At 67.6% G+C, this 24,274-nt stretch carries 27 protein-coding genes; 12 read left to right on the top strand and 15 right to left on the bottom strand.

Going from position 1 to position 24,274, the window contains the following annotated elements:
- Positions 1 to 5: 5 nt before the first annotated feature.
- From PRL19_RS06055 to PRL19_RS06040, 4 genes are read right to left on the bottom strand one after another with little or no spacing between them, the layout of a single operon-like run.
- Entirely contained in the window at positions 6 to 839 is an 834-nt protein-coding gene (locus PRL19_RS06055; RefSeq protein WP_045980968.1) for an IclR family transcriptional regulator, read from the bottom strand.
- The gene (locus PRL19_RS06050) at positions 839 to 2,167 is read right to left on the bottom strand and encodes a TRAP transporter large permease (RefSeq protein WP_045980969.1); all 1,329 of its coding nucleotides are present in this window, start codon (positions 2,165 to 2,167) and stop codon (positions 839 to 841) included. The genes PRL19_RS06055 and PRL19_RS06050 overlap by 1 nt, the downstream gene beginning before the upstream one ends.
- Complete coding sequence (locus tag PRL19_RS06045) at positions 2,167 to 2,673, bottom strand: TRAP transporter small permease (protein ID WP_045980970.1); 507 nt, start codon at positions 2,671 to 2,673, stop codon at positions 2,167 to 2,169. Before PRL19_RS06045 ends, PRL19_RS06050 begins: the two co-directional genes overlap by 1 nt.
- 4 nt (positions 2,674 to 2,677) lie before the next feature.
- Positions 2,678 to 3,736, bottom strand: coding sequence for a C4-dicarboxylate TRAP transporter substrate-binding protein (locus tag PRL19_RS06040; protein ID WP_046000728.1), 1,059 nt, complete (start codon positions 3,734 to 3,736; stop codon positions 2,678 to 2,680).
- 145 nt (positions 3,737 to 3,881) lie between these two features.
- Here PRL19_RS06040 and PRL19_RS06035 point away from each other — a divergent pair, with 145 nt between their 5' ends.
- Entirely contained in the window at positions 3,882 to 5,225 is a 1,344-nt protein-coding gene (locus PRL19_RS06035; protein WP_273744221.1) for a L,D-transpeptidase family protein, read from the top strand.
- The gene (locus PRL19_RS06030; protein ID WP_273744220.1) at positions 5,222 to 6,043 is read left to right on the top strand and encodes an extensin-like domain-containing protein; all 822 of its coding nucleotides are present in this window, start codon (positions 5,222 to 5,224) and stop codon (positions 6,041 to 6,043) included. The genes PRL19_RS06035 and PRL19_RS06030 overlap by 4 nt, the downstream gene beginning before the upstream one ends.
- A 4-nt stretch (positions 6,044 to 6,047) precedes the next feature.
- Here PRL19_RS06030 and PRL19_RS06025 read toward each other — a convergent pair whose 3' ends face one another.
- Positions 6,048 to 6,779, bottom strand: a complete 732-nt coding sequence (locus PRL19_RS06025; RefSeq protein ID WP_045980973.1) for a Crp/Fnr family transcriptional regulator — start codon at positions 6,777 to 6,779, stop codon at positions 6,048 to 6,050.
- 113 nt (positions 6,780 to 6,892) lie between these two features.
- Positions 6,893 to 8,215: a FliI/YscN family ATPase gene (locus tag PRL19_RS06020; protein ID WP_046000726.1), complete on the bottom strand. Its 1,323-nt coding sequence runs from the start codon at positions 8,213 to 8,215 to the stop codon at positions 6,893 to 6,895.
- A gap of 99 nt (positions 8,216 to 8,314) precedes the next feature.
- Between PRL19_RS06020 and PRL19_RS06015 the strand changes: the two genes are divergently transcribed.
- The 10 genes from PRL19_RS06015 to PRL19_RS05970 all read left to right on the top strand — a co-directional run bounded on the left by PRL19_RS06015 (position 8,315) and on the right by PRL19_RS05970 (position 13,925).
- On the top strand, positions 8,315 to 8,704 hold the full coding sequence (locus PRL19_RS06015) for a FlgB family protein (protein ID WP_045980975.1): 390 nt from the start codon (positions 8,315 to 8,317) through the stop codon (positions 8,702 to 8,704).
- A 12-nt stretch (positions 8,705 to 8,716) separates the two neighbouring features.
- Positions 8,717 to 9,109, top strand: coding sequence for a flagellar basal body rod protein FlgC (gene flgC / locus PRL19_RS06010; protein ID WP_045980976.1), 393 nt, complete (start codon positions 8,717 to 8,719; stop codon positions 9,107 to 9,109).
- 12 nt (positions 9,110 to 9,121) lie between these two features.
- The gene (gene fliE / locus PRL19_RS06005) at positions 9,122 to 9,406 is read left to right on the top strand and encodes a flagellar hook-basal body complex protein FliE (protein WP_273744219.1); all 285 of its coding nucleotides are present in this window, start codon (positions 9,122 to 9,124) and stop codon (positions 9,404 to 9,406) included.
- A 15-nt stretch (positions 9,407 to 9,421) separates the two neighbouring features.
- Positions 9,422 to 9,688 carry a flagellar biosynthetic protein FliQ gene (locus PRL19_RS06000; protein ID WP_042250834.1) on the top strand — a complete coding sequence of 89 codons (267 nt, stop codon included), beginning with the start codon at positions 9,422 to 9,424 and terminating at the stop codon, positions 9,686 to 9,688.
- A gap of 1 nt (position 9,689) precedes the next feature.
- Positions 9,690 to 10,406 carry a flagellar hook-basal body complex protein gene (locus PRL19_RS05995; protein ID WP_045980978.1) on the top strand — a complete coding sequence of 239 codons (717 nt, stop codon included), beginning with the start codon at positions 9,690 to 9,692 and terminating at the stop codon, positions 10,404 to 10,406.
- Positions 10,407 to 10,415: 9 nt separating this feature from the next.
- A complete protein-coding gene (gene flgG, locus PRL19_RS05990; protein WP_045980979.1) occupies positions 10,416 to 11,201 on the top strand; it encodes a flagellar basal-body rod protein FlgG in 786 nt (261 codons plus the stop codon).
- On the top strand, positions 11,201 to 11,614 hold the full coding sequence (gene flgA / locus PRL19_RS05985) for a flagellar basal body P-ring formation chaperone FlgA (protein WP_045980980.1): 414 nt from the start codon (positions 11,201 to 11,203) through the stop codon (positions 11,612 to 11,614). Before flgG ends, flgA begins: the two co-directional genes overlap by 1 nt.
- 11 nt (positions 11,615 to 11,625) lie before the next feature.
- Complete coding sequence (gene flgH / locus PRL19_RS05980) at positions 11,626 to 12,351, top strand: flagellar basal body L-ring protein FlgH (RefSeq protein ID WP_046000723.1); 726 nt, start codon at positions 11,626 to 11,628, stop codon at positions 12,349 to 12,351.
- Positions 12,352 to 12,361: 10 nt separating this feature from the next.
- Complete coding sequence (locus PRL19_RS05975; RefSeq protein WP_273744218.1) at positions 12,362 to 12,913, top strand: hypothetical protein; 552 nt, start codon at positions 12,362 to 12,364, stop codon at positions 12,911 to 12,913.
- Positions 12,914 to 12,998: 85 nt separating this feature from the next.
- Complete coding sequence (locus PRL19_RS05970; RefSeq protein ID WP_273744217.1) at positions 12,999 to 13,925, top strand: glycosyltransferase; 927 nt, start codon at positions 12,999 to 13,001, stop codon at positions 13,923 to 13,925.
- A 3-nt stretch (positions 13,926 to 13,928) separates the two neighbouring features.
- Here the strand turns inward: PRL19_RS05970 and PRL19_RS05965 are convergent, their stop codons facing one another.
- The 9 genes from PRL19_RS05965 to PRL19_RS05925 form a co-directional block, all read right to left on the bottom strand.
- Positions 13,929 to 15,032, bottom strand: a complete 1,104-nt coding sequence (locus tag PRL19_RS05965) for a flagellar basal body P-ring protein FlgI (protein ID WP_045980982.1) — start codon at positions 15,030 to 15,032, stop codon at positions 13,929 to 13,931.
- Complete coding sequence (locus PRL19_RS05960) at positions 15,029 to 16,042, bottom strand: hypothetical protein (protein ID WP_045980983.1); 1,014 nt, start codon at positions 16,040 to 16,042, stop codon at positions 15,029 to 15,031. Before PRL19_RS05960 ends, PRL19_RS05965 begins: the two co-directional genes overlap by 4 nt.
- A gap of 2 nt (positions 16,043 to 16,044) precedes the next feature.
- Positions 16,045 to 17,490 carry a flagellar hook-associated protein FlgK gene (gene flgK, locus PRL19_RS05955; RefSeq protein ID WP_273744214.1) on the bottom strand — a complete coding sequence of 482 codons (1,446 nt, stop codon included), beginning with the start codon at positions 17,488 to 17,490 and terminating at the stop codon, positions 16,045 to 16,047.
- 36 nt (positions 17,491 to 17,526) lie between these two features.
- Entirely contained in the window at positions 17,527 to 18,825 is a 1,299-nt protein-coding gene (locus tag PRL19_RS05950; protein ID WP_273744213.1) for a flagellar hook protein FlgE, read from the bottom strand.
- 76 nt (positions 18,826 to 18,901) lie between these two features.
- Positions 18,902 to 19,678: a flagellar motor protein MotB gene (locus PRL19_RS05945; RefSeq protein ID WP_273744212.1), complete on the bottom strand. Its 777-nt coding sequence runs from the start codon at positions 19,676 to 19,678 to the stop codon at positions 18,902 to 18,904.
- 79 nt (positions 19,679 to 19,757) lie between these two features.
- Complete coding sequence (locus PRL19_RS05940) at positions 19,758 to 20,972, bottom strand: phenylacetate--CoA ligase family protein (RefSeq protein WP_273744210.1); 1,215 nt, start codon at positions 20,970 to 20,972, stop codon at positions 19,758 to 19,760.
- 10 nt (positions 20,973 to 20,982) lie between these two features.
- Positions 20,983 to 21,804 carry an ABC transporter ATP-binding protein gene (locus PRL19_RS05935; protein WP_045980988.1) on the bottom strand — a complete coding sequence of 274 codons (822 nt, stop codon included), beginning with the start codon at positions 21,802 to 21,804 and terminating at the stop codon, positions 20,983 to 20,985.
- Positions 21,805 to 21,859: 55 nt separating this feature from the next.
- Positions 21,860 to 23,140 (bottom strand): ABC transporter substrate-binding protein, encoded by a 1,281-nt coding sequence (locus tag PRL19_RS05930; RefSeq protein WP_045980989.1) that lies wholly within the window; start codon positions 23,138 to 23,140, stop codon positions 21,860 to 21,862.
- Positions 23,141 to 23,187: 47 nt separating this feature from the next.
- The gene (locus PRL19_RS05925; RefSeq protein ID WP_045980990.1) at positions 23,188 to 24,264 is read right to left on the bottom strand and encodes a branched-chain amino acid ABC transporter permease; all 1,077 of its coding nucleotides are present in this window, start codon (positions 24,262 to 24,264) and stop codon (positions 23,188 to 23,190) included.
- Between the last annotated feature and the right edge of the window lie 10 nt (positions 24,265 to 24,274).

The raw sequence follows: 24,274 nt of genomic DNA, 5'->3' as shown, positions 1-24,274 counted from the left end.
ACCTCTCAGTCATTCGGGCTGCCGGGCCAGGCGGGCACGCCGTCGGCCCCGACCAGCCGTTGCAGGCGGGCGACCGTTTCGCGCAGCACGGGGCCGACATGGGCATGGATGCGGTCGTCGGGCAGCACGTCGTCCAGCGCCCCGCAGGAGAACATCACCGGGCCGGCCAGCCGCGCCGACCGGAACGGCACCGACACCGCCGAGATGTTGGACGAATAGCGCAGCCCCTGGCGCACCACGGTATAGCCCTTGGCGATCAGCTGGCCGCGCGCCTCCAGCCGCAGATCCTCCAGCGTGCCGCCGTCAAGCGGCGGTTCGGGATGATCGGCCAGCAGGCCCGCGAATTCCTCGCGCGTGGTGGCGCCCAGCAGGGCCAGGCCCGACGACGATCCGGCGATGGGCAGGCGGTGGCCCACCTCCAGCCAGATCGACGCCGCGCGCTGCGGCCGCCAGGTGCGCATCAGGGCGACCTTGTCGCGGTCGCGCACCGCGAACAGGACCAGCGTGCCGGTCTGGTCGGCCAGGGCCTGCATCATGCCCTGCGCCGAATCCAGGAAGGCCAGCGATGCCGCCGCCACATGCCCCATCGCCAGCAGCGTCGGGCCGGGACGATAGCGGTCGTTGCGCTGCGGCTGCGTCAGGTAGCCCAGGCAGCCAAGCGTGTAGGTCAGCCGCGACACGGTCGATTTCGGCAGGCCGGTGCGTTCCGCGATCTGCGCGTTGCTCAGCCCGTCGTCATCGGTCCGGAACGCCCGCAGCACCGACAGCCCGCGTGCCAGCGCGGTGGCAAAGTTGCGGTCGTCCTCATAATCGGGGCGCGTGTCCGGGGCCGGGGTCATCACATGGACCCCGGAATCAGCAGCGACAGGATGGGGAACAGGATCAGCAGCAGCAGGACCAGCATGTCCACGGCCAGGAACCGCGTGACGCCGGCAAAGATCTTGTCGATGCCCACCGACTTGGTGACGTTGCTGACGACGAAGACGTTCAGGCCCACGGGCGGCGTGATCAGCCCGATCTCCAGCAGCTTGACGACGATGACGCCGAACCAGATCAGGTTCAGGCCGTAACCCTCGATCAGCGGCACCATGAAGGGCAGCGTCAGGACCATGATCCCGATCGGGTCCAGGAACATGCCCAGCACCAGATAGATCACCACGACGACCAGCATCAGCATGGCCAGCGACAGTTCGGCGTCCGACACCATGCCCACGACCGCCCCCGCCATGCCCGTCAGCGCGACGAAGCTGACGAAGATCTTGGCGGCGCCCGCGATCAGGAAGATCGCCGCGGTCTGCACCAGGCTTTCGCGGACCGCGCGCCACATCACGCCCATCGTCAGGCGGCGTTGGGCAAAGCCGATGATCGTGGTCAGCACGACGCTGACGGCCGCGGCCTCGGTCGCGGTGAACATGCCGCCATAGATGCCGCCGACGATGACCACGAACAGCAGCAGCGCGGGCCAGGCCGCGATGGCCGCATCGGTCCGGCTGGCATCGCCGCGTTCGCCGCGGGGGGCCGCGTCCGGGTCGCGGTTCACCCACCAGGCGATGACCAGCAGCATGCCCGCCAGCGACAGGATGCCCGGCAGGATGCCCGCCAGAAACAGTTGCGCGATCGATGTCTCGGTGAAGATGCCATACAGGATGAACAGCACGGATGGCGGGATCAGCGACCCCAGGGTGCCGCCCACCGCCACCGATGCGGTGGCCAGCTTGGGGTCATAGCCCATGCGCAGCATCTCGGGGACGCAGATGCGTCCCATCGTCGAGGCGCAGGCGATCGACGACCCCGAGATGGCCGAGAACCCGCCGCATCCCAGCACCGATGCCATGGCCACGCCGCCCCGCACCGGCCGCAGCCAGACTGCCGCCGCGTCATAGATGCGCGTGGTGATGCCGGCATAGAACGCGATGTTGCCCAGGGCCACGAACAGCGGCACCATCGACAGATCATAGGAATGGACCAGGTCGAAGAAATTCGAGAAGACCACCGAACTGGTGGGGTTCAGCGCCCGTTCCGGCATCCACGCGCCGGTGCGCGTGGCATAGACAAGGAACGTGCCGACGCTGGCCACGCCCGCCAGGGCGAACGCGATGGGCACGCGCATCGCCAGCAGCACCAGAACCGCCGCCATCGCGACAAGGCCGATCGTCATCGGGTCCATCAGTTCACCTCGTTTCCGTCGGCATCCAGGATCACGTCGCCGTGGCGCAGCTGCCGCAGGTCACCCACCAGCAGCATCGCCAGCCGCACCCACATCAGCAGCAGCCCGGCCATGAACAGCGCCACGCCCGGCCAACGCGGCAGGTTCAGGTCGCCATAGTAGAACTCACCCGAGGCGAAGGCCTGACCGGCCACCCGCCAGGACGCATAGATCAGCGGCATCAGCGCCAGAAGGCCAACGACATGGCCCAGCACGATCAGGGTCGCGCGCAGGCGCGGCGGCATGCGGTCCGACAAAAAGGTGACGGCGACGTGGCTGCGCGCCGCCGTCGCCGCCGCCATGGGCAGCAGGATGGCCGCGACCATCAGTTCGCGGACCAGGATGATCGCATCGGGCACGCTGGTTCCCCAGAACGCGCGCATCGCCACGTTGGCAAAGATCACCAGCCCCAGCGCGATCAGCGCCAAGACGGCCAGGTCCAGAAGTGTCCGTTCGATCACGCGCATGGGATCAGCCGCGCTCCCAGGGATAACCCTGCGTTTCCAGCTCCTGCGTGTATTGCGCGATCAGCCCGCGGTATTCGTCCAGCAGCGCCTGTCCGTCCAGGCCCGCGGCGTCCGCCCGTGCGACCCATTCGTCCAGGTAGGGCTGGCCCGCCTCGGTCAGCCGCGCGCGATCCTCGTCCGAGAAGCTGACGATCTCCTTGCCGGCATCCTCCAGAATCTTGATCGATTCGGCGTTCGCCTGTTCGATGATGCGGCCGAATTCGTCGGCCAGCCCCTCGCCCGCGGTCATGATGACCTGCTGCTGCTCGGGGGACAGCGAATCGAACATCGACTTGTTCATGACGATGCCAAGCGCGCCGACCTGGCCCCAGTCGATGAAGGTGTAGCTGTCGAAGACCTCGTCGAACTTCAGCGCCGCGACCAGATAGGAATAGGTCTGGGTGCAGTCCAGCAGGCCGTTCTCCATGCCCTGATAGGCCTCGTAGACGCTCATGTCGACCAGGGTCGCGCCCAGGTCGCGGAAGGTCTGGCCATAGGCGCCGACGCCACGCACCTTCTTGCCCGCCAGCTGGTCGACCGAGGTCACCGCAGGCCCCTTGCAGCCCATCTGCACCGCAGAGGTCGTATAGGTGCCCACATAGACCAGGTTCTGCGCGGCCAGGTTGGCCTTGATCTGCTCGTTATTGCGCATCAGCGCATCGGTGGCCTTCATGCCCACCCACGGATCGGGGTTGTCCAGCGGCAGGTCGGCGATGCCGTAGGCCACCATGTCCTGGGGGAAATAGACGCCGATGACGCTGCCCAGGTCGGCCACGCCGTCGCGCAGGGACTGGACGGCGGCCTTTTCCGAAAAGAGCGCCCCGCCCCAGGTGATGTCCAGCGTCAGGTCGCCGCCCGACTGTTCGGCCACCTGGTCGGCGAACCACTGCGTCGCCTCGGCGCGCGCGCCGCGGTTGGGACCGGGCTCGCCATAGATCAGCGTGGTCTGCGACATGGCGGGGGCGGCAAGGGCTGCGGTCAGGCCGGCAGCCATCAGCGCCGTGCGATACGACGGTGTGGTCATGATAAAACTCCTCCCAGTTCCACTTAGCAGGCTGCCATTCCGCACTGCGGAACGCAACCTTGAATTGACCTGATTGTGACCACTGCGCTATCTGGCGGTTTTCCGCCTGATGCCGGATGTTGCGCCTTCACCATCGGAGCTTCCCATGACGCCCCACCCCGTCCGACCGCTGCTGCTGGCCCTTGGCCTGTCCCTGGGCTGGGCCTGGCCCGCCGCGGCCCAGACCCCGGACCTGCCCTTCACCGCCGCCGAGATCGAGGCCGCGCAGTATGACGGCAGCGATCTGCCCCGGGGCCGGTCGGCCCTGACCGCCAAGGTGCAGCTGCTGCTGGACCGGTCCGGGACCTCTCCGGGCGTCATCGACGGGTTCAAGGGCGGGATGAGCCAGAGCGCGATCAAGGCGTTCGAACGCCGCACGGGCCTGCCCCAGGACGGCGTGATGGACCCCCATGTCTGGAACCTGCTGCAGTCCTTCGCGACGCGCCCCGTCACCCAGACCTATGTCGTCACCGCCGAGGACGCCGCCGGGCTGGCCGCGTCGATCCCCACGGATTACGCGGAAAAGGCGCTGATGCCCGCCATGGCCCATACCAGCGTCGCCGAACGCCTGGGCGAGCGGTTCCACATGGACGAGAAGTTCATCGAGTTCCTGAACCCCGGCGTGGCCCTGGTACCCGGCGCGACCATCCAGGTGATGGCGCCGAATCCCCGCCTGCGCGGCCAGGTCACGCGGATCATCATCGACAAGGACAACCGCCGCGTCGCCGGATACAACGCCCGCGGCCAGATGGTCGTGGATTACCCGGCAACCATCGGCAGCAGCGCCACCCCCTCGCCGCAGGGGGCGCACAACGTGCGGACCGTGGCGATCAACCCGAACTATACCTACAATCCCAACGTCAATTTCCGCCAGGAAGGCAACGACAGTCCGCTGGTCATCCCGCCGGGGCCGAACGGGCCGGTGGGCACCGTCTGGATCGGGCTGACCAAGCCCACATACGGCATCCATGGCACGCCCACCCCGTCGCAGCTGTTCGCGAACCAGTCGATGGGCTGCGTGCGCCTGACCAACTGGGATGCCGAGGAGCTGGCCGGCATGGTCACCATCGGCGGCACCGAGGTCCAGTTCCTGGATGCCGGGGTCACCATCGCCGACGTGACCGGTAGCGGCACCGCGGTCAGCCCGCCCGTGGCCGACATCGCGCTGCCCGAGGGCACGACCGACCAGATCACGACGCCAGACCCCGCGCAGCCGCTGTCGCTGCCCGATCCTCAGGCGCCTGCCACCGTCGCCCCGACGACCCCGGCTGCCGCAGCCCCGAGCCCCACTGCCCCGACGCCGATGGCCCCTGCGGCCACGGATCCGGCGGCCATCCCCGCCGCGCCGGATGCCGCCGCGCCCGTGACCCCTGATCCTCTCAGCGATGCCCTCAGCGGCGCGCTGCCCGAAGGGTTCGTCGTCCCGACTCTGGAAGAGGCGCAGCCATGATCCGCGTGGCGGGGACGATCATCGCGTTGACGCTGGCGGTGGTCCCCGCCCTGGCGCAGGAGCGCCCCCCTGAGGCAGAGCCTGACACAGCCCAGACCGCCGACCGCCCGCCCGAAAAGCCCGAAGCTGCGGAACCGGCGCCAACGCCGGACCCGGTCCCTGATGCGATCAGCGAATCGGTACCGGACGAACCTGCAGCGCAGCCCTTTGGCCCGCCGCCCCCGCCGGTCTGGTTCACCTTGGCCGAGACGGATGCGGAATACGACGCCTGTCGACTGGCGCTGTCAGTGATGGGCGCGCAATTCCGCCCCCAGCCCCCCGTGACCGACCCGGACAACCGCGACTGCGGCATCGCCCGTCCGCTGCAGGTCAGCCACATCCTGCCAGACGTCACCCTGTCAGGCGAGCCGGTGATGCGCTGTGCGGCCGCGCTGTCGCTGGCCTTGTGGACGCGGGATTTCCTGCAGCCTGCCGCGGGGCTTCTGCCCGAAACGCCGCGCCTGACCGCGCTGGAGACCGGACCGGCCTATTCCTGCCGCGACCGCGTGGGGACCGGAGAGGCGGATCCGAAACCTTCGGAACACGGCTATGGCAACGCGATCGACGTGATGGGCTTTCGCTTCGACGATGGCGATCCCGTGCTGGTGCAGCCGCGCCAAGGCGACGGCGATGCCGCCGAAAGCTTTCAGAAGGCAGCGCAGGGGACCGGATGCCTGCTGTTCACCACCGTTCTGGGACCGGGATCGAACGCCGCGCATGACGACCACCTGCATCTGGACATGGCGGCCCGGAACGGTGGCTGGCGGCTGTGCGAATGACGCCTCAGCGGCTCTGACGCTCCATGTCCAGATAGGTCGGGTCAAACCGGGCCAGCATCGCCAGGCCCTTCCAGTCCAGGATCGACACATCGGCCCCCGACCAGCGCAGCAGGCCGCGATCGCGCAGATCGCGCACGGCCCGGTTCACGTGAATGGGTGAATATCCCAAGATATCCGCCAGTTCGCGTTGCAGCAAAGGCAGAGAGAACTGATGGTCGGCCGCGGCGCCGACGGCGTTCAGGCGGGTATAGACCTCGCACAGCAGGTGGGCCAGATGCGCGCTGGAGCGCAGCGAGGCCGCCGCGACCAGCCATTGCCGGTGCACCGCCGCGTCGATCAGCGTCGCCATCCACAAGAGGCGCGTCAGGTGCGGAAAATTCTCGGTGATCTCGACCAGTTCGTCGTGATCGACGAACTCGACCTCGGCGGGACCGACAGCGACGACGGAATGTTCCAGCCCGGCCAGAACGAACCCGTGCAGATCGACGAAATCGCCCGGCACGTGCAGGGCGGTGATCACCCGTTCGTCGGGTCGGCCGACCAGGCGGTGCGAACGCGCCGACATGCCGCGCAGCATCATGCAGCTGCGTTTTGCGACCCGGTCGACGGGGACGATCACCTCTCCGGAGGCGAAGCTGACATGCTGGGTGCGCAGGGCGCGAAGACGGGCCAGATCGCGTTCGGGCAAACTGTCACGTCGTTGAAGGAAGCGGATAAAATACTCGGTAATCGCCATTCCGCCCCTCCTTCTAAGGCAGCCGGACAGTTGCAAATCGGGATTCTGGACGCAATGGTCCCCCCTTGCGTTCTAACATTGATTAAGCCAACGCAACGCGGCGCCGCTTGGTTTCACGCGCGCGCGCGCATGGGCAGGCGCAGCGCGGCCTCCAACGCGGCAAAGCTGTCCGCGATGCCGGGGCAACGGCGCGTCACGAATTCGTCCAGCTGGGGGTACAGTCGCACCGCCTCGTCCAGCTTGGCGTCCGAACCGGGCGCATAGAGGCCCGCACGGATCATCAGTTCCGATTCGGCATAGGCGCCCAGCGCCGCGCGGGCCCGCCCGATGGCCGCGTTCTCGACCGCGCTGGCGGCATCGGGCAGCGACCGTGACACCGACCGCACCACGTCGACCGCCGGAAAGCGGCCCCGCTCCGCGATGGTGCGGTCCAGCACGACATGGCCGTCCAGCGTCCCGCGCAGGATGTCGGCCACCGGCTCCTCCATGTCCGATCCTGCGACCAGCACGCTGAAGATGCCGGTGATGTCGCCCGACCCTTCCGGGCCGGGGCCTGCGCGTTCCGCCAGCGCCATGATCAGGTTCGACACCGACGGGGGAAAGCCGCGATAGCTGGGCGGTTCGCCCGCGGCCAGGGCGATCTCGCGGTGCGCCTCGGCAAAGCGGGTGATCGAATCGGCCAGGAACAGGACGTGGCGGCCCTGGTCGCGAAAATGCTCGGCCACGGCCATCGCGGCCCAGGCACAGCGCCGCCGGATCAGCGGCGACTGATCCGAGGTCGCCGCGACGATCACCGCGCGGGCCATGCCCTCCGGACCCATCGTCTTTTCGACGAATTCGCGCAGCTCGCGACCGCGTTCGCCGATCATGGCGATCACCACGACATCGGCCTGTACCCCACGTGCCATCTGCGACAGCAGCGTGGATTTTCCCACCCCCGACCCCGCGAACAGGCCGATCCGCTGTCCCGCGACGATGGGCAGCAGCGTGTCGAAGACCGCCATTCCGGTGGCCAGCCGCGCCCCAAGGCGCTTGCGCGTGGCGGCAGGCGGCGCTTCGGTCCGAAAACTGCGGCGCGTCAGGCCCTGGGTCAGCGGGCGACCGTCCAGCGGCTGCCCCAACGGGTCGATGATCCGGCCGATCCAGGCATCGCAGGGGGCGATTCGCGGCGCGAAGTCCAGCTGCACCTGGGCGCCGACCGACAGCCCCTCGATCGGGCCCTCGGGCAGGATCTGGGCGGCGCGGGGCGACAGGCCCACGATCTCTCCGCCCAGATCGCCCGATTGCAGAGCGATTCGCACCCGGTCGCCGACCGATGCGCGCCCGTTCAGCCCCTCGGCGGCGATCAGGCCCGCGCGGATCGACTGCACGCGACCGTAATGCGTGGCCAGGCGCAGCTGCGACAGCCGGCGCGCGATCGATTCAAGCTTGTCCATCCGGTCTCCTTTCGCCGCGTGTCGAAAATCCGGCGGCTGAAACGGTTTCTAAACCAATTGGGGTTAAGACCGGGTTTATCGAGATTGAGGAGAAGCCTCATGTTTGAGAAGATCGAAATGCTGCGGATGGCCCGCGCGATGGGCCAGCACACGCAGGCCCGCCACATCGAGGTGGCGCGCAACATCGCCAACGCGGACACGCCCGGTTTCCGGGCCCATGACCTGCAGCCCTTTGCCGAGACCTATCGGCAGGCCGAGGAGGGCGGCACGCTGCGCGTGTCGAACGCCCGCCACCTGGATGCGCCGCAATGGTCGCCCGGCGGGGCGCGGGTGATCGAGGTCGCGGGCCCCGTCTCTCCGAACGGCAACTCCGTGTCGCTGGAGGAGGAGATGGTCCGCGCTGCCGAGGTCAAGAGCAGCCATGACCGTTCGCTGACCATCTATCGCTCGGGGTTGGACCTGCTGCGGTCCAGTCTGGGACGCAGGTAAGGAACCACCACCATGACCGATCAGATTTCACCGCTGCGCATGGCAGCGTCGGGGATGCGTGCGCAGACCGAACGCCTGCGCCACACGTCCGAGAACATCGCGAACGCAGACACGCCCGGCTATCGCCGCAAGCTGGTGGCCTTCGAGGAGGCCGTCCGTTTCGGCCGCACGACGGGCGAGGTCCAGGCCGGCCGCATGCAGCTGGACCAGTCGGCGCTGCCGCGCATCCACGACCCCGCGCATCCGATGGCCGACCAGGACGGCTATTACGACGGATCCAACGTCGATCTGGTGATCGAGCTGGCCGACGCCCGCGAGGCGGGCCGCAGCTACGAGGCCAACCTGCGCATGTTCGAACAGACCCGTCAGATGAACGGATCGCTTCTTGATCTTCTTCGCCGCTAGAAAGGCCGACCCATGATTTCCGGATTGAACGCCGCCAACGCCTATTCCGCCGCCCGCACCGCCGTGGCCCCCCAGCAGGGATCGGAGGCCCTGGCCCGCGTGGGCCAAGCCGCCGAGGATTTCGCCGCCCAGATGGCCCAGGTCGACCAGGTCGCCACCGGCGCCATGACCGGCCAGACCAGCACCCAGCAGCTGGTCCTGACCATCGCCGAGGCCGAGCTGACCATGAACACCGTCGTGGCGATCCGCGACAAGGTCGTCGAGGCGTACCAGGAAATCCTGCGGATGCCGGTGTAGGGAAGGAACGTCGTGATGGGAGAGACGGTCCTTTTCGACATGCTGCGCCAGGCGCTGCTGATCTCGGTCCGGATCTCGGCCCCGCTTCTGGGGGTCGCGCTGATCGCGGGGGTGGTGATCGGCCTGTTCCAGGCGCTGACCTCGGTTCAGGAGATGACGCTGACCTTCGTGCCCAAGGTGGGGCTGATGCTGGTCGTCTTCTGGGTCTCGATGAGCTTCATGACCACCGCCCTGGCGGATTTCTACCTGGGCGAAATCATCCCCATGATCGCGGGCAGCTGAGATGGACAACGCAATCTATGCCAGCCTGTCGCGGCAATCCGGCCTGATGGCCGAAATGCGCGTCGTGGCCAACAACATCGCCAACGCCAACACCACCGGTTACCGGCGCGAGGGGGTGATCTTTGCCGAACACCTGTCCGCGCTGGACCGGCAGGGCGACACGCTGTCGATGGCCCACGCCCGCGGCCGCCTGCTGGACCTGCAGCAGGGCGGGCTGACGCAGACCAACAACAGCATGGACCTGGCCATCGAGGGCGAGGGGTTCTTTCTGGTCGAGGCGCCCGACGGGCTGCGCCTGACCCGCGCGGGCGCCTTCATCCCCTCGGCCGAGGGGGAACTGATGACCGCCGACGGCCACCGTCTGCTGGACGAGGGTCAGGCGCCGATCATCCTGCCGGCCGGCGCCAATGCGGTGGCCATCGGTGCCGACGGCACGCTGTCGTCGAACGGCCTGCCCTTTGGCCGCATCGGCCTGTTCACCCCGCCCGAAGGCACCGACCTGACCCGCCAGAGCGGCACCGGCTTCGCCGTCGAGGGCGAGCCGCAGCTGGTCGAGGAGGGCCGCATCCGCCAGGGCTTCCTGGAGGACAGCAACGTCGACCCGATCTTCGAGATCACCCGCATGATCGAGGTCCAGCGCGCCTACGAGCTGGGCCAGACCTTCCTGGATCGCGAGGATCAGCGGATCCGCGGCGCGATCACCGCCATGACCCGATAAGGAGCCACCATGAGAGCCCTGCAGATCGCCGCCTCCGGCATGAGCGCGCAGCAGACCCGCGTCGAGGTCATCTCGAACAACCTCGCGAACATGTCCACGACCGGCTACAACGCCCGCCGTGCCGAATTCGCGGACCTGCACTACCAGCAGGCCGCTCGTCCGGGCAGTGTCACCGCTGCCGACGGCACGGTGATCCCCGCCGGGGTACAGCTGGGCCTTGGCGTGCGCCCCACCGCGGTCAGCGTGAACCTGCAGCAGGGCGCGCTGACGCAGACGGGCGGCGACCTGGACCTGGCCATCGAGGGCGACGGCTATCTTGAGGTGACGCTGCCATCCGGGGTTTCGGGGTATACCCGCGACGGCGGGCTGAAGCGCTCGCCCGAGGGGCAGATCGTGACCTCGGACGGCTATCCGGTCGTCCCCGACATCACCATCCCCGAGGATGCCCGCGCCATCACCATCAATGCCGGCGGAGAGGTCTATGCCTATTTCGCCGACCGGGTCGATGCCGAGCTGCTGGGCCAGCTGACCCTGGCCGGTTTCGCAAACGAGAAGGGCCTCGAGGCGATCGGGTCCAACCTGTTCATCGAGACCGCAGCCTCGGGCGGCCCGCAGGTCGTGAATCCCGGCCAAGACGGCCTGGGCACCCTGCGCCAGGGCTATCTGGAGGAAAGCTCTGTCGATGCGGTGCGCGAGATCACCGACCTGATCAAGGCGCAGCGCGGCTACGAGCTGAACGCCAAGGTCATCACCGCTGCCGACCAGATGCTCGGCGCCACGACGCAGGTGCGGTGATGCGGGCGCTGATCGTGATGCTGGCGCTGCTGCCGGGGGCGGCCTTCGCAGGCGCCCTGGGCGCGGCGCATACCCTGCCGGTCGGGCACGTGATCGCGGCGGGCGACCTGACGGTGATCGACAGCGACCGGCCCGGCCTGACAGACCCGTCCGCCGCGATCGGGATGCAGACCCGCATCACCATCTACGAAGGCCGGCCACTGCACGCCAACATGCTGCAGGCGCCCCGCGTGATCGGCCGCAACCAGATCGTGCGCCTGCGCTTTCAGCGCGGCGCCCTGCAGATCGACACCGAGGGGCGCGCCATGTCGGACGGCGCCGCCGGAGAACTGATCCGCGTCATGAATATGGGCTCGCGCAGCACGGTCACCGCCCAGGTGATGCCGGACGGCACGCTGGCCGTCACCAATTGAGAGGAACGACGATGAAACCCGCCTATCTGCTGTGCCTGGCCCTTGCCGCCGCGGGCTGTTCGCGCGCCGCCAATATCGGCCAGCCGCCCGAACTGACCTCGCCCCGCGAGACCGAGGAATTCCTGGCGATGACCAATCCGCCCCTGAACCTGCCGCTGGATTCGGGTCGCCCCGAGGCCGCGGCCTCGCTGTGGGCCGGCACCCAGTCTTCGTTGATCAGCGACCGTCGCGCGGCCATCCGCGGCGACATCCTGACCGTCGTGATCGAGATCGACGACGAGGCCACGATCAGCAACAGCAGCGGTCGCAACCGCTCCAGCAGCGAGAGCCTGTCGATCCCGCAGATGGTCGGCATTCCGCAGCGTCTTGGCGAGAAGCTGCCCGAAGGTGCCAGCTTCGACAACCTGGCCGACGCGTCGTCGTCGTCATCCTATCGCGGCAACGGCAACATCTCGCGACGCGATCAGCTGACGTTGCGGGTGGCGGCGACGGTCGTGGACACCCTGCCCAACGGCACGCTGCAGATCCAGGGCACGCAAGAGGTCCGCGTGAACTTCGAATTGCGCGAGCTGACCGTCAGCGGCTTCGTACGCCCCGCCGACATCGATCGCAGCAACGAGATCGCCTATGACCGCATCGCCGGTGCGCGCATCAGCTATGGCGGCCGCGGCCAGATCACCGATGTGCAGCAGCCGCGCTATGGCCAGCAGATCGCCGACATCGTCCTGCCCTATTGAAGGTGTTCCCGTGATCAAGAAAATCATTCCCATCGCCCTGCCCGTGCTAGCCCTGGTCGGCGGCGCATTCGGCGGCGACATGCTGCGCGCCCCCGCATTACCGGCCGATCCCGCAACCGAGGCCGCAGCCGCGGACGATCACGGCGCAGCCCCCGCCGATGACGGCCACGGCGGTGGCGAGGATCATGGCGGCGACGATCACGGCGGCGGCGATCATGGTGGCGGGGGTGACCCCACCGAGGCCGCCTATTTCCAGTTCCCGACACAGTTCTTCGTGCCCTTGATGCGTCAGGGCGACCTGCGCGACGTGATGATCCTGACGGTGACCCTGCAGACCGACGGGGCCAACCTCCAGGCGCTGTCGAAGAAAGAGCACATCCTGCGCGACGCCCTGCTGCGCCAGCTGATGATCCACGCCAATACCGGCGGTTTCGACGGCAATTTCACCGCGGATCGCAACCTTGTCACCCTGCGCGAGGGTCTGCTGCAGGCCGCCAAGGCCGCGACGGATGCCCCCGTCACCGCCGTCCTGATCGAGGATATCGCCCGTCAGCCGGGCTGACCTGCTTGCCCTTGCCGCGCCTTCGGGCCAGAACCGCAGACACCCGGAGCGACCGCTTCGGGTGTCTGCTTTTCCGGAGGGGCCGTTGCACGCGCATCACGTGGTGATCCTGATGGCGACCTGGCAGGGCGCGCCGCATCTGGGCACGCAGCTGGACAGCATCGCGGCACAGACGCACGCGGATTGGTCGCTGATCGTGTCCGATGATGGGTCGACCGATGAAACCCGGCAGATCGTCGAACGGTTCGCGGCGGATCGGCCCGCAGGACAGGTGCGCCTGGTCGACGGACCGCGCGCGGGCGCCACGCGGAACTTCCTGTCGCTGCTGGATCACGTGCCCCCCGACGCATCGGCCGCGTTCTGCGATCAGGACGACCAGTGGCTGCCGCACAAGCTGGCCCGCGCAGTGTCCGCCCTGCAGGGGTTGGCCGGACCCGCCCATTACGCCGCCCGGACCATCATCACCGATGCGGACCTGCGCCCCCTGGCACCATCGCGCCGGTTCCTGCGTCCCTTGGGCTTTCGCAACGCGCTGGTCCAGGCCTGCATGGCGGGCAACACCTCGGTGTTCAACCGGCACGCCGTGGCGCTGCTGCAGCACGCCGCGCCGCATGCGATGCGGGCGGGGGTGATCTCTCATGACTGGTGGGCCTATCAGGTCAGCGCGGGCTACGGCGCGACGCTGATCCATGACCCGGAACCCGGGTTGCTGTACCGCCAGCATGCCCGATCCGAGGTCGGGCGCAACGATACCTTGCCTGCGCTGGCTGCGCGGCTGCGCAAGCTGATGGCCGGGCAGTTCGGCGGCTGGCTGCGGGCCAACCGCGCCAGCCTATTGCCCCTGGATCTTCCGTCCGACAGCCGCGCGACGCTGGCGCATCTGGGCCGGATGCTGGACAGCACCGGGCCGCAGGCCATGATGGCCATGCGGCGTGGCGGATTTTATCGGCAGACGCGGCCCGGGACGGCGGCCCTTGCGCTGTCGGCGCTGACCGGCGCCCTGCGCGCCTGATCGTTACTCGACGATCAGGTCCGCGTGCAGGGCACCTGCCGAATGGATCGACTTCAGGATGTCGATCATGTCGCGAGGCCGCACACCCAAGGCATTCAGACCGTCGACAAGATCCGACAGGTTGGTCTCTCCGGCCACCTCCACAAAGCCGATGCCGGGTTCCTGGTTCACGTCGACGGCGGTGCGGGGCACGGTCACTGTCTCTCCAGCGGCAAACGGGTTGGGCTGGGATACCAGCGGCGCCTCGGCCACGCGCAGGGTCAGGTTGCCCTGCGACACCGCCACCCGGGAAATGCGCACGCGTTCGCCCACCACGATCGTCCCGGACTTGTGGTCGATCACCACCTTGGCCCGGTCTTCGGGTTCGATCAGCAGGTTCTCGATCCGGCCGACGACGCGGGCGGGGTTCACGTCGCCCAGGCCGCGGAAGTTCACGACGACCGTGCCGCTGTCCAGCGTGACGGCCAGTTGGCGGTTGAAGTCACGGTTGATCGCGTCCTCGACCCGCGTGGCGGTGGTGAAATCGGCATTGCGCAGCGCGATGCGGATGTCGTCGATGCCGGCGAAATCGAACTCTACCTCGCGCTCGACCCGGGCGCCGACCGGGATGCTGCCGGTGGTGGGCACGCCCTCGACCACGCGGGCCGCGTCGCCCTGCGCCGCGACCCCGCCCGCGATGATCGATCCCTGGGCCACGGCATAGATGTTGCCATCCGCGGCCTTCAGCGGGGTCATCACCAGCGTACCGCCCAGCAGGCTTTTCGCGTCGCCGATCGCAGAGACGCTCACGTCGATCCTGCTGCCCGACCGCGCAAAGGGCGGCAGGGTGGCCGTCACGATCACCGCCGCCACGTTCTTGGACCTCAGGGCGTCATCGGTGACGTTCACCCCAAGCCGTTCCAGCAGGCCGGCCAGCATCTCTTCGGTGAAGGGGGCATTGCGCATGCCGTCGCCCGACCCGTCCAAGCCGACGACAAGCCCATAGCCGACCAGATCGTTGCCCCGAACGCCGTCGAAATCGGCCAGATCCTTGATGCGCACGGGCACAGCCAGGGCCGAGGTCGCCACGGCCATCCACAGGATCAGTGCTTGCAGAACTGTCTTCATCGCAGGAAATCCACCAGCTTGAGGTTCGCCAGCCGCGCCTGGACCGCATAGAGAGATTCCAGCTGGCTTTGCACTTCGGTCAGGGCTGCTGCCGTCTCGAACGGGTCGGCGCTGCGGATGTCGCCGCGGGCCCGTTCCAGCGTGTTCAGGGTCGAGGTCCCGGTGACCTGCGCGCGCTCGACGGTCTGCTGGGCAAGGCCCACACGCCCCATCTCTCCCAGAACGGCGCTGTCCGCGGCGACCATCAGGGTGCCGCCCGTGGACAACAGCTCCCTCCGCTCGGCCACGTTGCCCGCCAGGATACCGCGGTCCAGGATGGCTGCGGTCGCCAGGCCCTTCAGCAGGTCGCGCACCGGGCCAGACGCACCGGTCGTCTGCATCTCGACCGAGACGCCCTCTCCGACGGTGATCCGCTGCGGCTGGCCCAAGGTCCCGTGATAGGCCGTGTCCAGAAACCCGCCGCCCCCGGCCGGAGCGTCGAACCAGTCGGATACCGCCTGTGCGACGTCTGCGGCCGTGGTCAGCGGCGCGACGATGGCCTGCAGGCTGTCCAGGATGCTGGTCGCATCCGACAGGGGGGCCACGTCTGACGCCTCTCCGGACAGAAGGTACCGGTTGCTGTTCGTGCCGTTCAGCCTCTGGATCACCGAATCGAACGCATTGGCCACTTCTGTCGACCGCGTCCCCAGCAGGGCCTGGTCGTTGAACGGGTCGGTGGCCAGAGCCAGGCCCAGCTCCGTCGTGCTGAGCCGGACAGCGTCGAACATGTCCTGCACCGCCTGCAGCCGGATGCCCGCATCCTGGCCGTTCTGGCGCAACTGCCCTGCCAGCTGGATGCGGCCTTCGATCTCGTTCAGGGCGCGGGTGTTGCCGCCGACGCGCTGGCCCACATCCGCGACCTGCCCGGACGCAACCTCCTGGGTCAGGGTGGACAGGGTTGTCTTGATCCGGTTCGAGGCGACCTGCAGCGCATAGGCGCGGGCTTGGTCACCGATACTGTTCAGGGTCACGGCTACATCCTCAGGATCTGGTTGATCATCTCGTCCACGGCGACCAGCACGCGAGCATTGGCGGCATAGGACTGTTCGTATTGCAGCAGGCGTTGCATCTCGGCGTCGCTGTCCACGCCCTCGGCCATCATGCTGGAGGCGATGGTCGACTGGCGGCTGCTGCGGATGGTCAGGTCGGCCTCGGCCTCGACGCGCCGCGTCGACACCCGCGACTCGACCGACCCGAACCGGGCGGTCAACGTGCCGTTCCCCTCGAAGCCGCTGCCCGCCTGCGCCGGGCGCGAGGCGTCCAGTGCCTGGACCAGCGCCGAAAGGATCGCGGATTGGCCTGTCGGTTCGCCGTTCGCCGCCTGCAGGCCCGACCTCAGGCGCCACAGTTGGCCCCCCTGTCCCGGATCGACCGTCGCATTCAGCGCGATCCGACCGGACAGGCCCACGACCGTCGCTGCGGTCGCGCGCGCACCGCCGTCGGTGAACAGCCCGGCATCGGCAGCCCCGAGGGACGGATCGACGGCGGGATCGACCAAACGCTGGTGCAGGTCAAAGGCCATGTCGTCCAGTTCCGACTGCATCTGCGGGGCCAGCTGATCGCGAATCTGGAAGTTGGCGGCCAAGGACCCGCCGCCGAACAGGCGCATCTGCGCCGCGGTAACCGGCGTCCCGTTCAGGGTCAGCAGTTCCAGGGGTGCGCCAACGACCTGGCCCGCGGTCACCTGATCCGCGCCTGAAAATCCTAGCCGGGCCGGCACGCTGCCATCCAGCAGCACCGCACCCTCGGCGCTGAACAGGGCGACCTTGCCCGAGTCGCGCGAGACCTCCTGGATCGGAATGATGCTTGCGATGCGGTCGATCACCTGCTGGCGTTCGTCCATCAACGGGGTAGCATCCTTGCCGTCGGAATCCAGGACGGAGATGCGCGCATTCAGATAGGCCACCCGCTCCAGCGAGGCGTTCACCGTCGCCACGTCGGACGCGATGCCCTGCTGCGCGGCGCTGCGCGCGCCCTGAACCGCGGTCGACGCCGCGTTCAGCCGGTCCGCCAGCGCCGAGGCCGTGCTGACGACCTGCGACAGGCGGATCTCGTCATCGGGCCGCGTCGCCGCACTGCTGAGCGCGGCCTGGAAATCGGTCAGCGCACCCGACAGGGAATGCGCCTCTCCGGGAAGACCGATGACCTTTTCCATCGACCGGTGAAACGACGCGCGTGCGGCGCCGTCACCGACGGACGAGGCCGCCAGGCGCGATTCGGAGAGCAGGCTGGAATTGACGATCCTAGTGATGCCGTCGATGCGCACGCCCCCGCCGTGCAGTTGGGCGGACACCACCATGTCGCGCCGGGCATAACCGGGCGTCATGACGTTGGCGATGTTCGACGCCACCGTCTCGGTGCCGCGCGCGGTGGCGGTCAGCCCCGACATCGCGTTCGATATCGCCTTGGCAATGCTCATGTCCGGCCTCCTTCACCCGATCCCCTGCGGGACGGATCAGCGCTTGATGTTCGTGGTTTCCTGCAGCATCTCGTCGACCGTCTGGATGATCTTGGCGTTCGACGAATAGGCGCGTTGCGTGGTGATCAGATGCGTCAGTTCCTGCGCAATGTCGGTGGTCGACGCCTCGCGCGCATAGCCGGCGATGGCGCCCGTCGGCCCGTCGCCCGCATCCCACAGGAAGAAGCCGCCTGAATCGGGCGATGTCTTGAAGGCCTGCCCCTCGACCGCCACCAGGCCGTTGGGATTCGGGACGTCGATGACGGGGATCTTGTACAGCGCCTTGACGAAACCGGTGTCGTAGGTCGCCTTGACATAGCCCTGCGGGTCAACCTCGACCGCGACCAGCTGCCCCACCGGAGAGCCGTTCTTGACCACGTTCGACGGAGAGAAGCTGGCCGCCAGCTGCTTCAGGCCCGAGGCCCCGCCCGGCACGCCGATGGAAAGCTCTATGTTGCCACCCCCGACGGTCAGCGGGATCGCCCCGGTTGCCGGATCATAGCCGCCGCCGACGACGTTCAGCAGTGCGCCGCCCGCCCCCTGGCTGTCGTCGAACGTCACCTGGAAGGTGGAGATCGGGTTGGCCCCGGGATCACTGGCACTGTCGCTGATGCTGACCGTCCAGGTGTTCGACATGCCGGTTGCATCGCTGGTGTCGGGCGTGAAGGTGATGTCCAGCGATTCCGAGGTTCCCAGGTTGCCGAAATACTCGACACGCAGCGGCAGCGGGTCGCCCGAGCCGGTGGGCAGGGTCTCTGTCGCGGGCAGGTTGGCGCCAAGCGACACCTGCGTCGTCGGATCCCCGACAGGGCGGTTCGATTCGATGCGGATCGGCTGCAGTGCGGCCGACGTGTCGCGCGCGACAAGCGGCATGCTGCCGTCCGCGGCCGTGGGCCAGCCCATCAGCACCAGCCCGCTTTCGGTGCGCAGCAAGCCGCCCGCATCGGGACGGAACGCACCGGTCCGCGTCATCATCAGCGACGGCGTCCCCCCACCGGTTGCATCGTTCAGGGTCGTCACGGGCAGCATGCCCCGCCCGGTCATCGCAAGATCCAGCGCATTCGAGGTGGTCACGATCGCACCGTCCTGCGACACCGATCGCGTCGTCGACGCGCGAACGCCGCCTGCGGTGTAAAGGCCCGCCCCCTGCCCCACGACCAGCGCATTGAAGTCGGTCTCGACGCGCTTGTACCCGAAGGTCGATGCGTTCGCGATATTGTCCGAGATGGTTCCCAGCCGCGACGAGTTCGCGGCAAGGCCGGACACGCCGGCATTCATCGCAGAGGAGATGGACATGGACAGACACCCTTCTGATTTCGGTCTTGTCCGTCACCCTGCCCGTGAACGCTTAAGATAAGGCTAACCGCGACGGCTACCTAAGTAAAATCAGCTCTATCCGGTTGTTCAGCGGGTCCATCGGGTTGCCCTGCCGGTTCTTGCGGTCCGCATAGCCGCTGACCCGCTGCACGCGCTTGCCGTCGAAACCCTGCTGTTCCAGCAGGTTGCGCACCGTATGCGCCCGGGCATCCGACAGCGGCCAGACCGGCGATGCGACCAGGGTTTCTGGATAGGCGCGCACATGGCCCGAGATCGCCACGTCGTTCCTGACATGCCGGATGACCCGCGCGATGATTCCCATCAGTTCGGACAGGGCGGGCTGGGGCTGGGCGGTGTCCTCGACGAACAGGGGGGCGTCGGTCAGATCGCCCAGCTCGATCACCAGCCCCTCGTCGGTCATGCGGGTCACGACATGCTGCAGCAGGTTGGTCAGCTGGGACGATTCGGCGCCCGTGCCGGTCAGGCTGTCCTGGACGGCGCGAGCGACCTCCTCGAAGTCGCCTGCACTGTCGCTGTCGGGCAGCGGCGCCTCGACCGCGTGACGGACGCCGTCCTCGGTCCCGTCGCCGCCGCCGCTGATGGTGGCGTTCGGCGTCTGGATCACCGTCGGTGCGAAGTAGTCGGCCAGACCGGTCTTCTGCTCCTCGGTGGTGGCGTTCAGCAGCCACATCAGCAGGAAGAACGCCATCATCGCGGTCACGAAATCCGCATAGGCGACCTTCCACGCGCCGCCGTGGTGGCCGCCGTCGGACGACGCCTCGACGCGCTTGATGATGATGGACGGCCCGTTCAGCCCCTTGCCCGCAGCCATGATGTCTACCCTTCGTTCCGGTCAGGCATCCTTGTCGCCGGGTCAAAGGTTTCGATCAAGTTAACGGATCAAATGCGTCCTATTCATAGCTGCGGCGATCCTCGATGACCTTGCCGTCATTGGGCAGGCTGCCCGGTGCCACCAGTTCGATGTCGCCACGCAGCTTCAGCGTGTCCATGACGGATGCGGCATAGTCGCCCCCCTGACCCGCGGTTTCCAGTTGCACGGTCATCACGTCCATCTCTCCGCGACGATCGGCGATCACGCGGGCGCGGGACACGTCCGCATGGCGCGCGACCAGGGCTGCCACCTGTTCGGGGCGCACGAACATGCCCTTGATCTTTGTCGTCTGATCGGCGCGCCCCATCCACCCCTTGATGCGCATGTTGGTGCGACCACAAGGACTGGTACCTGCAAGGACCGCAGACAGGTCACCCGTCGCGAAACGAACCAGCGGATAATCCGGGTTCAGCGTGGTCACCAGCACTTCGCCGACCTCGCCGTCGGGAACCGGATCGCCGGTGCCGGGGCGCACGATCTCGACAATCACACCCTCGTCCACGATCATTCCCTCCATCGCCTCGCTCTCATAGGCGATGTTACCCAGATCGGCGGTGGCATAGCATTGCCGCGTGACGATCCCCCGGTCGGCATACATCTGGCGCAGCGACGGGAACAGCGCGCCGCCGCCCACCACGGCCTTGGTGAAGGACAGCACCTCGCCCATCTCGTCGGCACGGTCCAGGATCACCTTGAGGAAATCGGGCGTGCCGGCATAGCAGGTCGTGCCGATGTCGACAGCCGCGCGCACCTGCAGTTCTGTCTGCCCGGTGCCGGCGGGCAGGACCGCCGCATCGACGGCACGCGCGCCCGATTCGAACATCATCCCGGCAGGCGTCAGGTGATAGCCGAAGCAGTTCTGGACGATGTCTCCCTGCCCCACGCCCGCGGCATGCAGGAAGCGGCCAAGCCGCCACCAGTCGCCATCGCGCCGACCGGGTTCATAGATCGGGCCGGGGCTTTGAAAGATATGGTCGAACTGCGCGGCGGGGCGGGTGGTATAGCCGCCGAAGGGGGGCTGCTTGCGCTGCGCCTCGGACAGCTCGGCCTTGCGGATCACCGGCAGGCGGGCCAGCGCGGCGCGGTCGGTCACCGCCTCCGGCTCCACGTCGCGCAGAAGGCGCGCCATCGCGGGGGCCAGCTTGGCGCGGCTCAGCGCCAGCGGCAGGGCCTGGGCCAGCGCCTCGGCGCGCTGACCCTCGTCGCGCGTTTCCAGATCGTCGTAATATCCCATGATGACCCCCTCAGGCCAGCCAGCGCTTGCGCCGGCGATAGCTGCGCACCTCACGGAAGGACTTGCGCCCCTCGTCCGACATGCCCAGGTAGAATTCCTTGACGTCCGGGTTCTCGCGCAGCTGCGCGGCCGGGCCCTCCATCACGACGCGCCCGTTCTCCAGGATGTAGCCCTGATGCGCATAGCGCAGCGCGACGTTGGTGTTCTGCTCGGCCAGAAGGAAGGTGACGCCCTCGCCCTCGTTCACGGCCTTGACGATCTGGAAGATCTGCTCGACCAGCTGCGGGGCCAGGCCCATCGACGGCTCGTCCAAGAGGATCATCTGCGGGCGCGACATCAGCGCGCGACCCATCGCGGTCATCTGCTGTTCGCCGCCCGAGGTGTATCCGGCCTGGCTCTTCCGCCGCTCGCGCAGGCGCGGGAAATAGTCATAGACCATCTCCAGATCGCGCTTGATGGCGGCCGACCCGTCGCGGCGGGTATAGGCGCCGGTCAGCAGGTTCTCCTCGACCGTCAGGTGCTCGAAGCAGTGGCGCCCCTCCATCACCTGGATGACGCCGCGCCGCACCAGGGCGGCGGGGTCCAGCGCGGTGATGTCGTCGCCCTGATAGGTGATCGACCCCTTGGTCACCTCTCCGCGCTCACTGGCCAGCAGGTTCGAGATCGCCTTGAGCGTCGTCGTCTTGCCCGCCCCGTTGCCCCCCAGCAGCGCGGTGATGCCGCCCTTGGGGACCGTCAGGCTGACACCCTTCAGGACCAGGATGACGTGGTTGTAGATCACCTCGATGTTGTTGACGTCCAGCAGCGTCTCTTGGGTCCGGGTATCGAACATGGGCAGCCCCCTTGGATGCGGAACCGGCGGCGGAATGACCGCCGCCGGTCGTGGATCAGTTGCAGCGCGCGGTCAGGCCCGCCTCGGCGGCATAGGCGGCGCTGTCTTCCTTGATCAGCGGGTCCAGGATCTCGGCATCCGGCTCGATGAAGTCGGTGATCAGCGACCACGTCCCCTCGGCGGCGTTCCACTGCTGCACGCGGGCCAGGCCGTCGCCACCGTGGTTCTGACAGGACAGCGCGATGGGCGCGCCGAAATCGGGCAGGCCAAGCTCGGCCATGCGTTCGGCGGTGATGTCCAGCGCCTCGAAGCCGTCGCGCATCTGCGCGGGCGTGATCTCGGGGGTGCCGGCCAGCTCCTGCGCCTTGGCGATGGCCTCGGCGATCACCAGCGCCGCATAGGCGCCGCGCGAATAGAGAACGCTGCCCGCCTGATCGCCTGCACCGGCCGCCAGACCCTTGTCATAGACATGCGTCTGCAGGTCCTCGTACAGCGGATAATCGCGGCCGACGCCGTGGAAGGTCAGCGCCTTGTAGCCCTCGGCCCCGGCCCCCGCCGCGCGCACGTCGTTCTCCGATCCCGACCACCAGATGCCGATGAACTTGTCCATCGGGAAGCGGATGTTCACGGCCTCCTGGATGGCGACCTGGTTCATCACGCCCCAGGCATACATGATCACGTAATCGGGCCGGTCGCGGCGGATCTGCAGCCATTGCGACTTCTGCTCCTGGCCGGGTGCGTCCACGGGCAGCAGGCTCAGTTCGAACCCGTGCTTTTCGGACAGCTCCTCCAGCGTACGGATCGGCTCCTTGCCATAGGCCGAGTTGTGATAGACCAGCGCGATCTTCTTGCCGGACAGGTCGCCCCCCTCCTGGTCCAGGATATGCTTGACCGCGACCGAGGCGCCGTCCCAATAGTTCGCCGGCGCGTTGAACACCCATTCGAAGACAGAGCCGTCCTTGGCCGAGGTGCGGCCATAGCCCGGCGTGTAGAGCGGGATGCCGTCCTGGGTGATCCGCGGGATCAGCTGATAGGTGATGCCGGTCGACAGCGGATTCAGGACCAGCGGGTTCTGGGTGCGCAGCGATTCATAGCACTCGACCCCCTTCTCGGTGTTGTAGGCGGTCTCGCATTCCGGGACCTGGATGCGCTGGCCGCCGATGCCGCCGTCGCGTTCGTTGAGCAGCGTGAAGTAATCGGCAAAGCCGTCGGCATAGGGGATGCCGTTCGCGGCATAGGGGCCGGTCCGATAGGACATGTTCGGCACGATAAGGTCCGCCAGTGCGGGGCTTGCGACCATCATCGTGGTGGCCAGGGCGGCAAGGGTCAGTTTCATTGCGGGTCTCCTCCCAGAGATGCGATGCCGGTTGCCCGGTCTTGACGTTAATGCGGGAACGGCCACAGCCGCAGCTTGTCCTTGGCCAGGCGCCACAGGCGCGCCAGGCCGTGCGGCTCGACGATGAGGAAGGTCACGATCAGCGCGCCCACGATCATCAGCTCGATATGGGCGGCCAGGTCGGTGGGCCAGCCCATGTTGCCGACCAGGAAGTTCTTGAGTAGCACCGGCAGCAGCACCAGGAAGGCCGCGCCGGCAAAGCTGCCGAAGATGCTGCCCAGGCCGCCGATGATGATCATGAACAGCACCAGGAAGCTCTTGTTGATGCCGAAGGCCTCGCCGACCTCGGCCGCGCCCAGGTAGACCGCGAACAGAAGCGCGCCCGCGATGCCGATGAAGAAGCTGCTGACCGCGAAGGCCGACAGTTTCGCGCGCAGGGGATTCACGCCGATGATCTCGGCCGCGATGTCCATGTCGCGGATGGCCATCCACTTGCGCCCCAGGCTGCCGCGCGTCAGGTTGCGCGCGACCCACGCCAGCACGAAGGCGAAGACCAGGCAGATGAGGTATTTCGCGGGCGCGGTCGCGGCCGGGCCGGTCACCGCCTGATCGAACACAGTGCGCGTCGGCGCGGTGATCTGGCCCGAGGCCGAATAGTTGTAGAACCACGGCACCTTGTTGAACAGCCAGACCAGGAAGAACTGCGCGGCCAGCGTGGCGACGGCCAGATAGAAGCCCTTGATCCGAAGGCTGGGCAGGCCGAACAGGACGCCCACCCCGGCGGTGATGCCGCCCGCCAGCAGGATGTGGATGACGATGCTGACATCCGGGAATGCCGTCATCAGCTTGTAGACCGCATAGGCCCCCACCGCCATGAAGCCGCCGGTTCCCAGGCTGACCTGGCCGGCATAGCCGGTCAGCACGTTCAGCCCCAGGGCGGCGATGGCATAGATCAGGAAGGGCACCAGGACCGCATTGGCCCAATAGTCGTTGATGACGAAGGGGATGATCCCGAAGGCCACGGCCAGGATCGCGTAATAGCCCCAGCGGTCCAGACGGATCGGAAAGGTCTGGCTGTCGTCGCGGTAGCTGGTCTTGAAGTCGCCGGCCTCACGATAGATCATCGGGTGTTCC

The sequence above is a fragment of the Paracoccus marcusii genome (assembly GCF_028621715.1).
Taxonomy (GTDB): Bacteria; Pseudomonadota; Alphaproteobacteria; order Rhodobacterales; family Rhodobacteraceae; genus Paracoccus; species Paracoccus marcusii.
The sequence above is the reverse complement of the archived record's forward strand: the minus strand, read 5'-3'. Positions and strand labels throughout refer to the sequence as shown.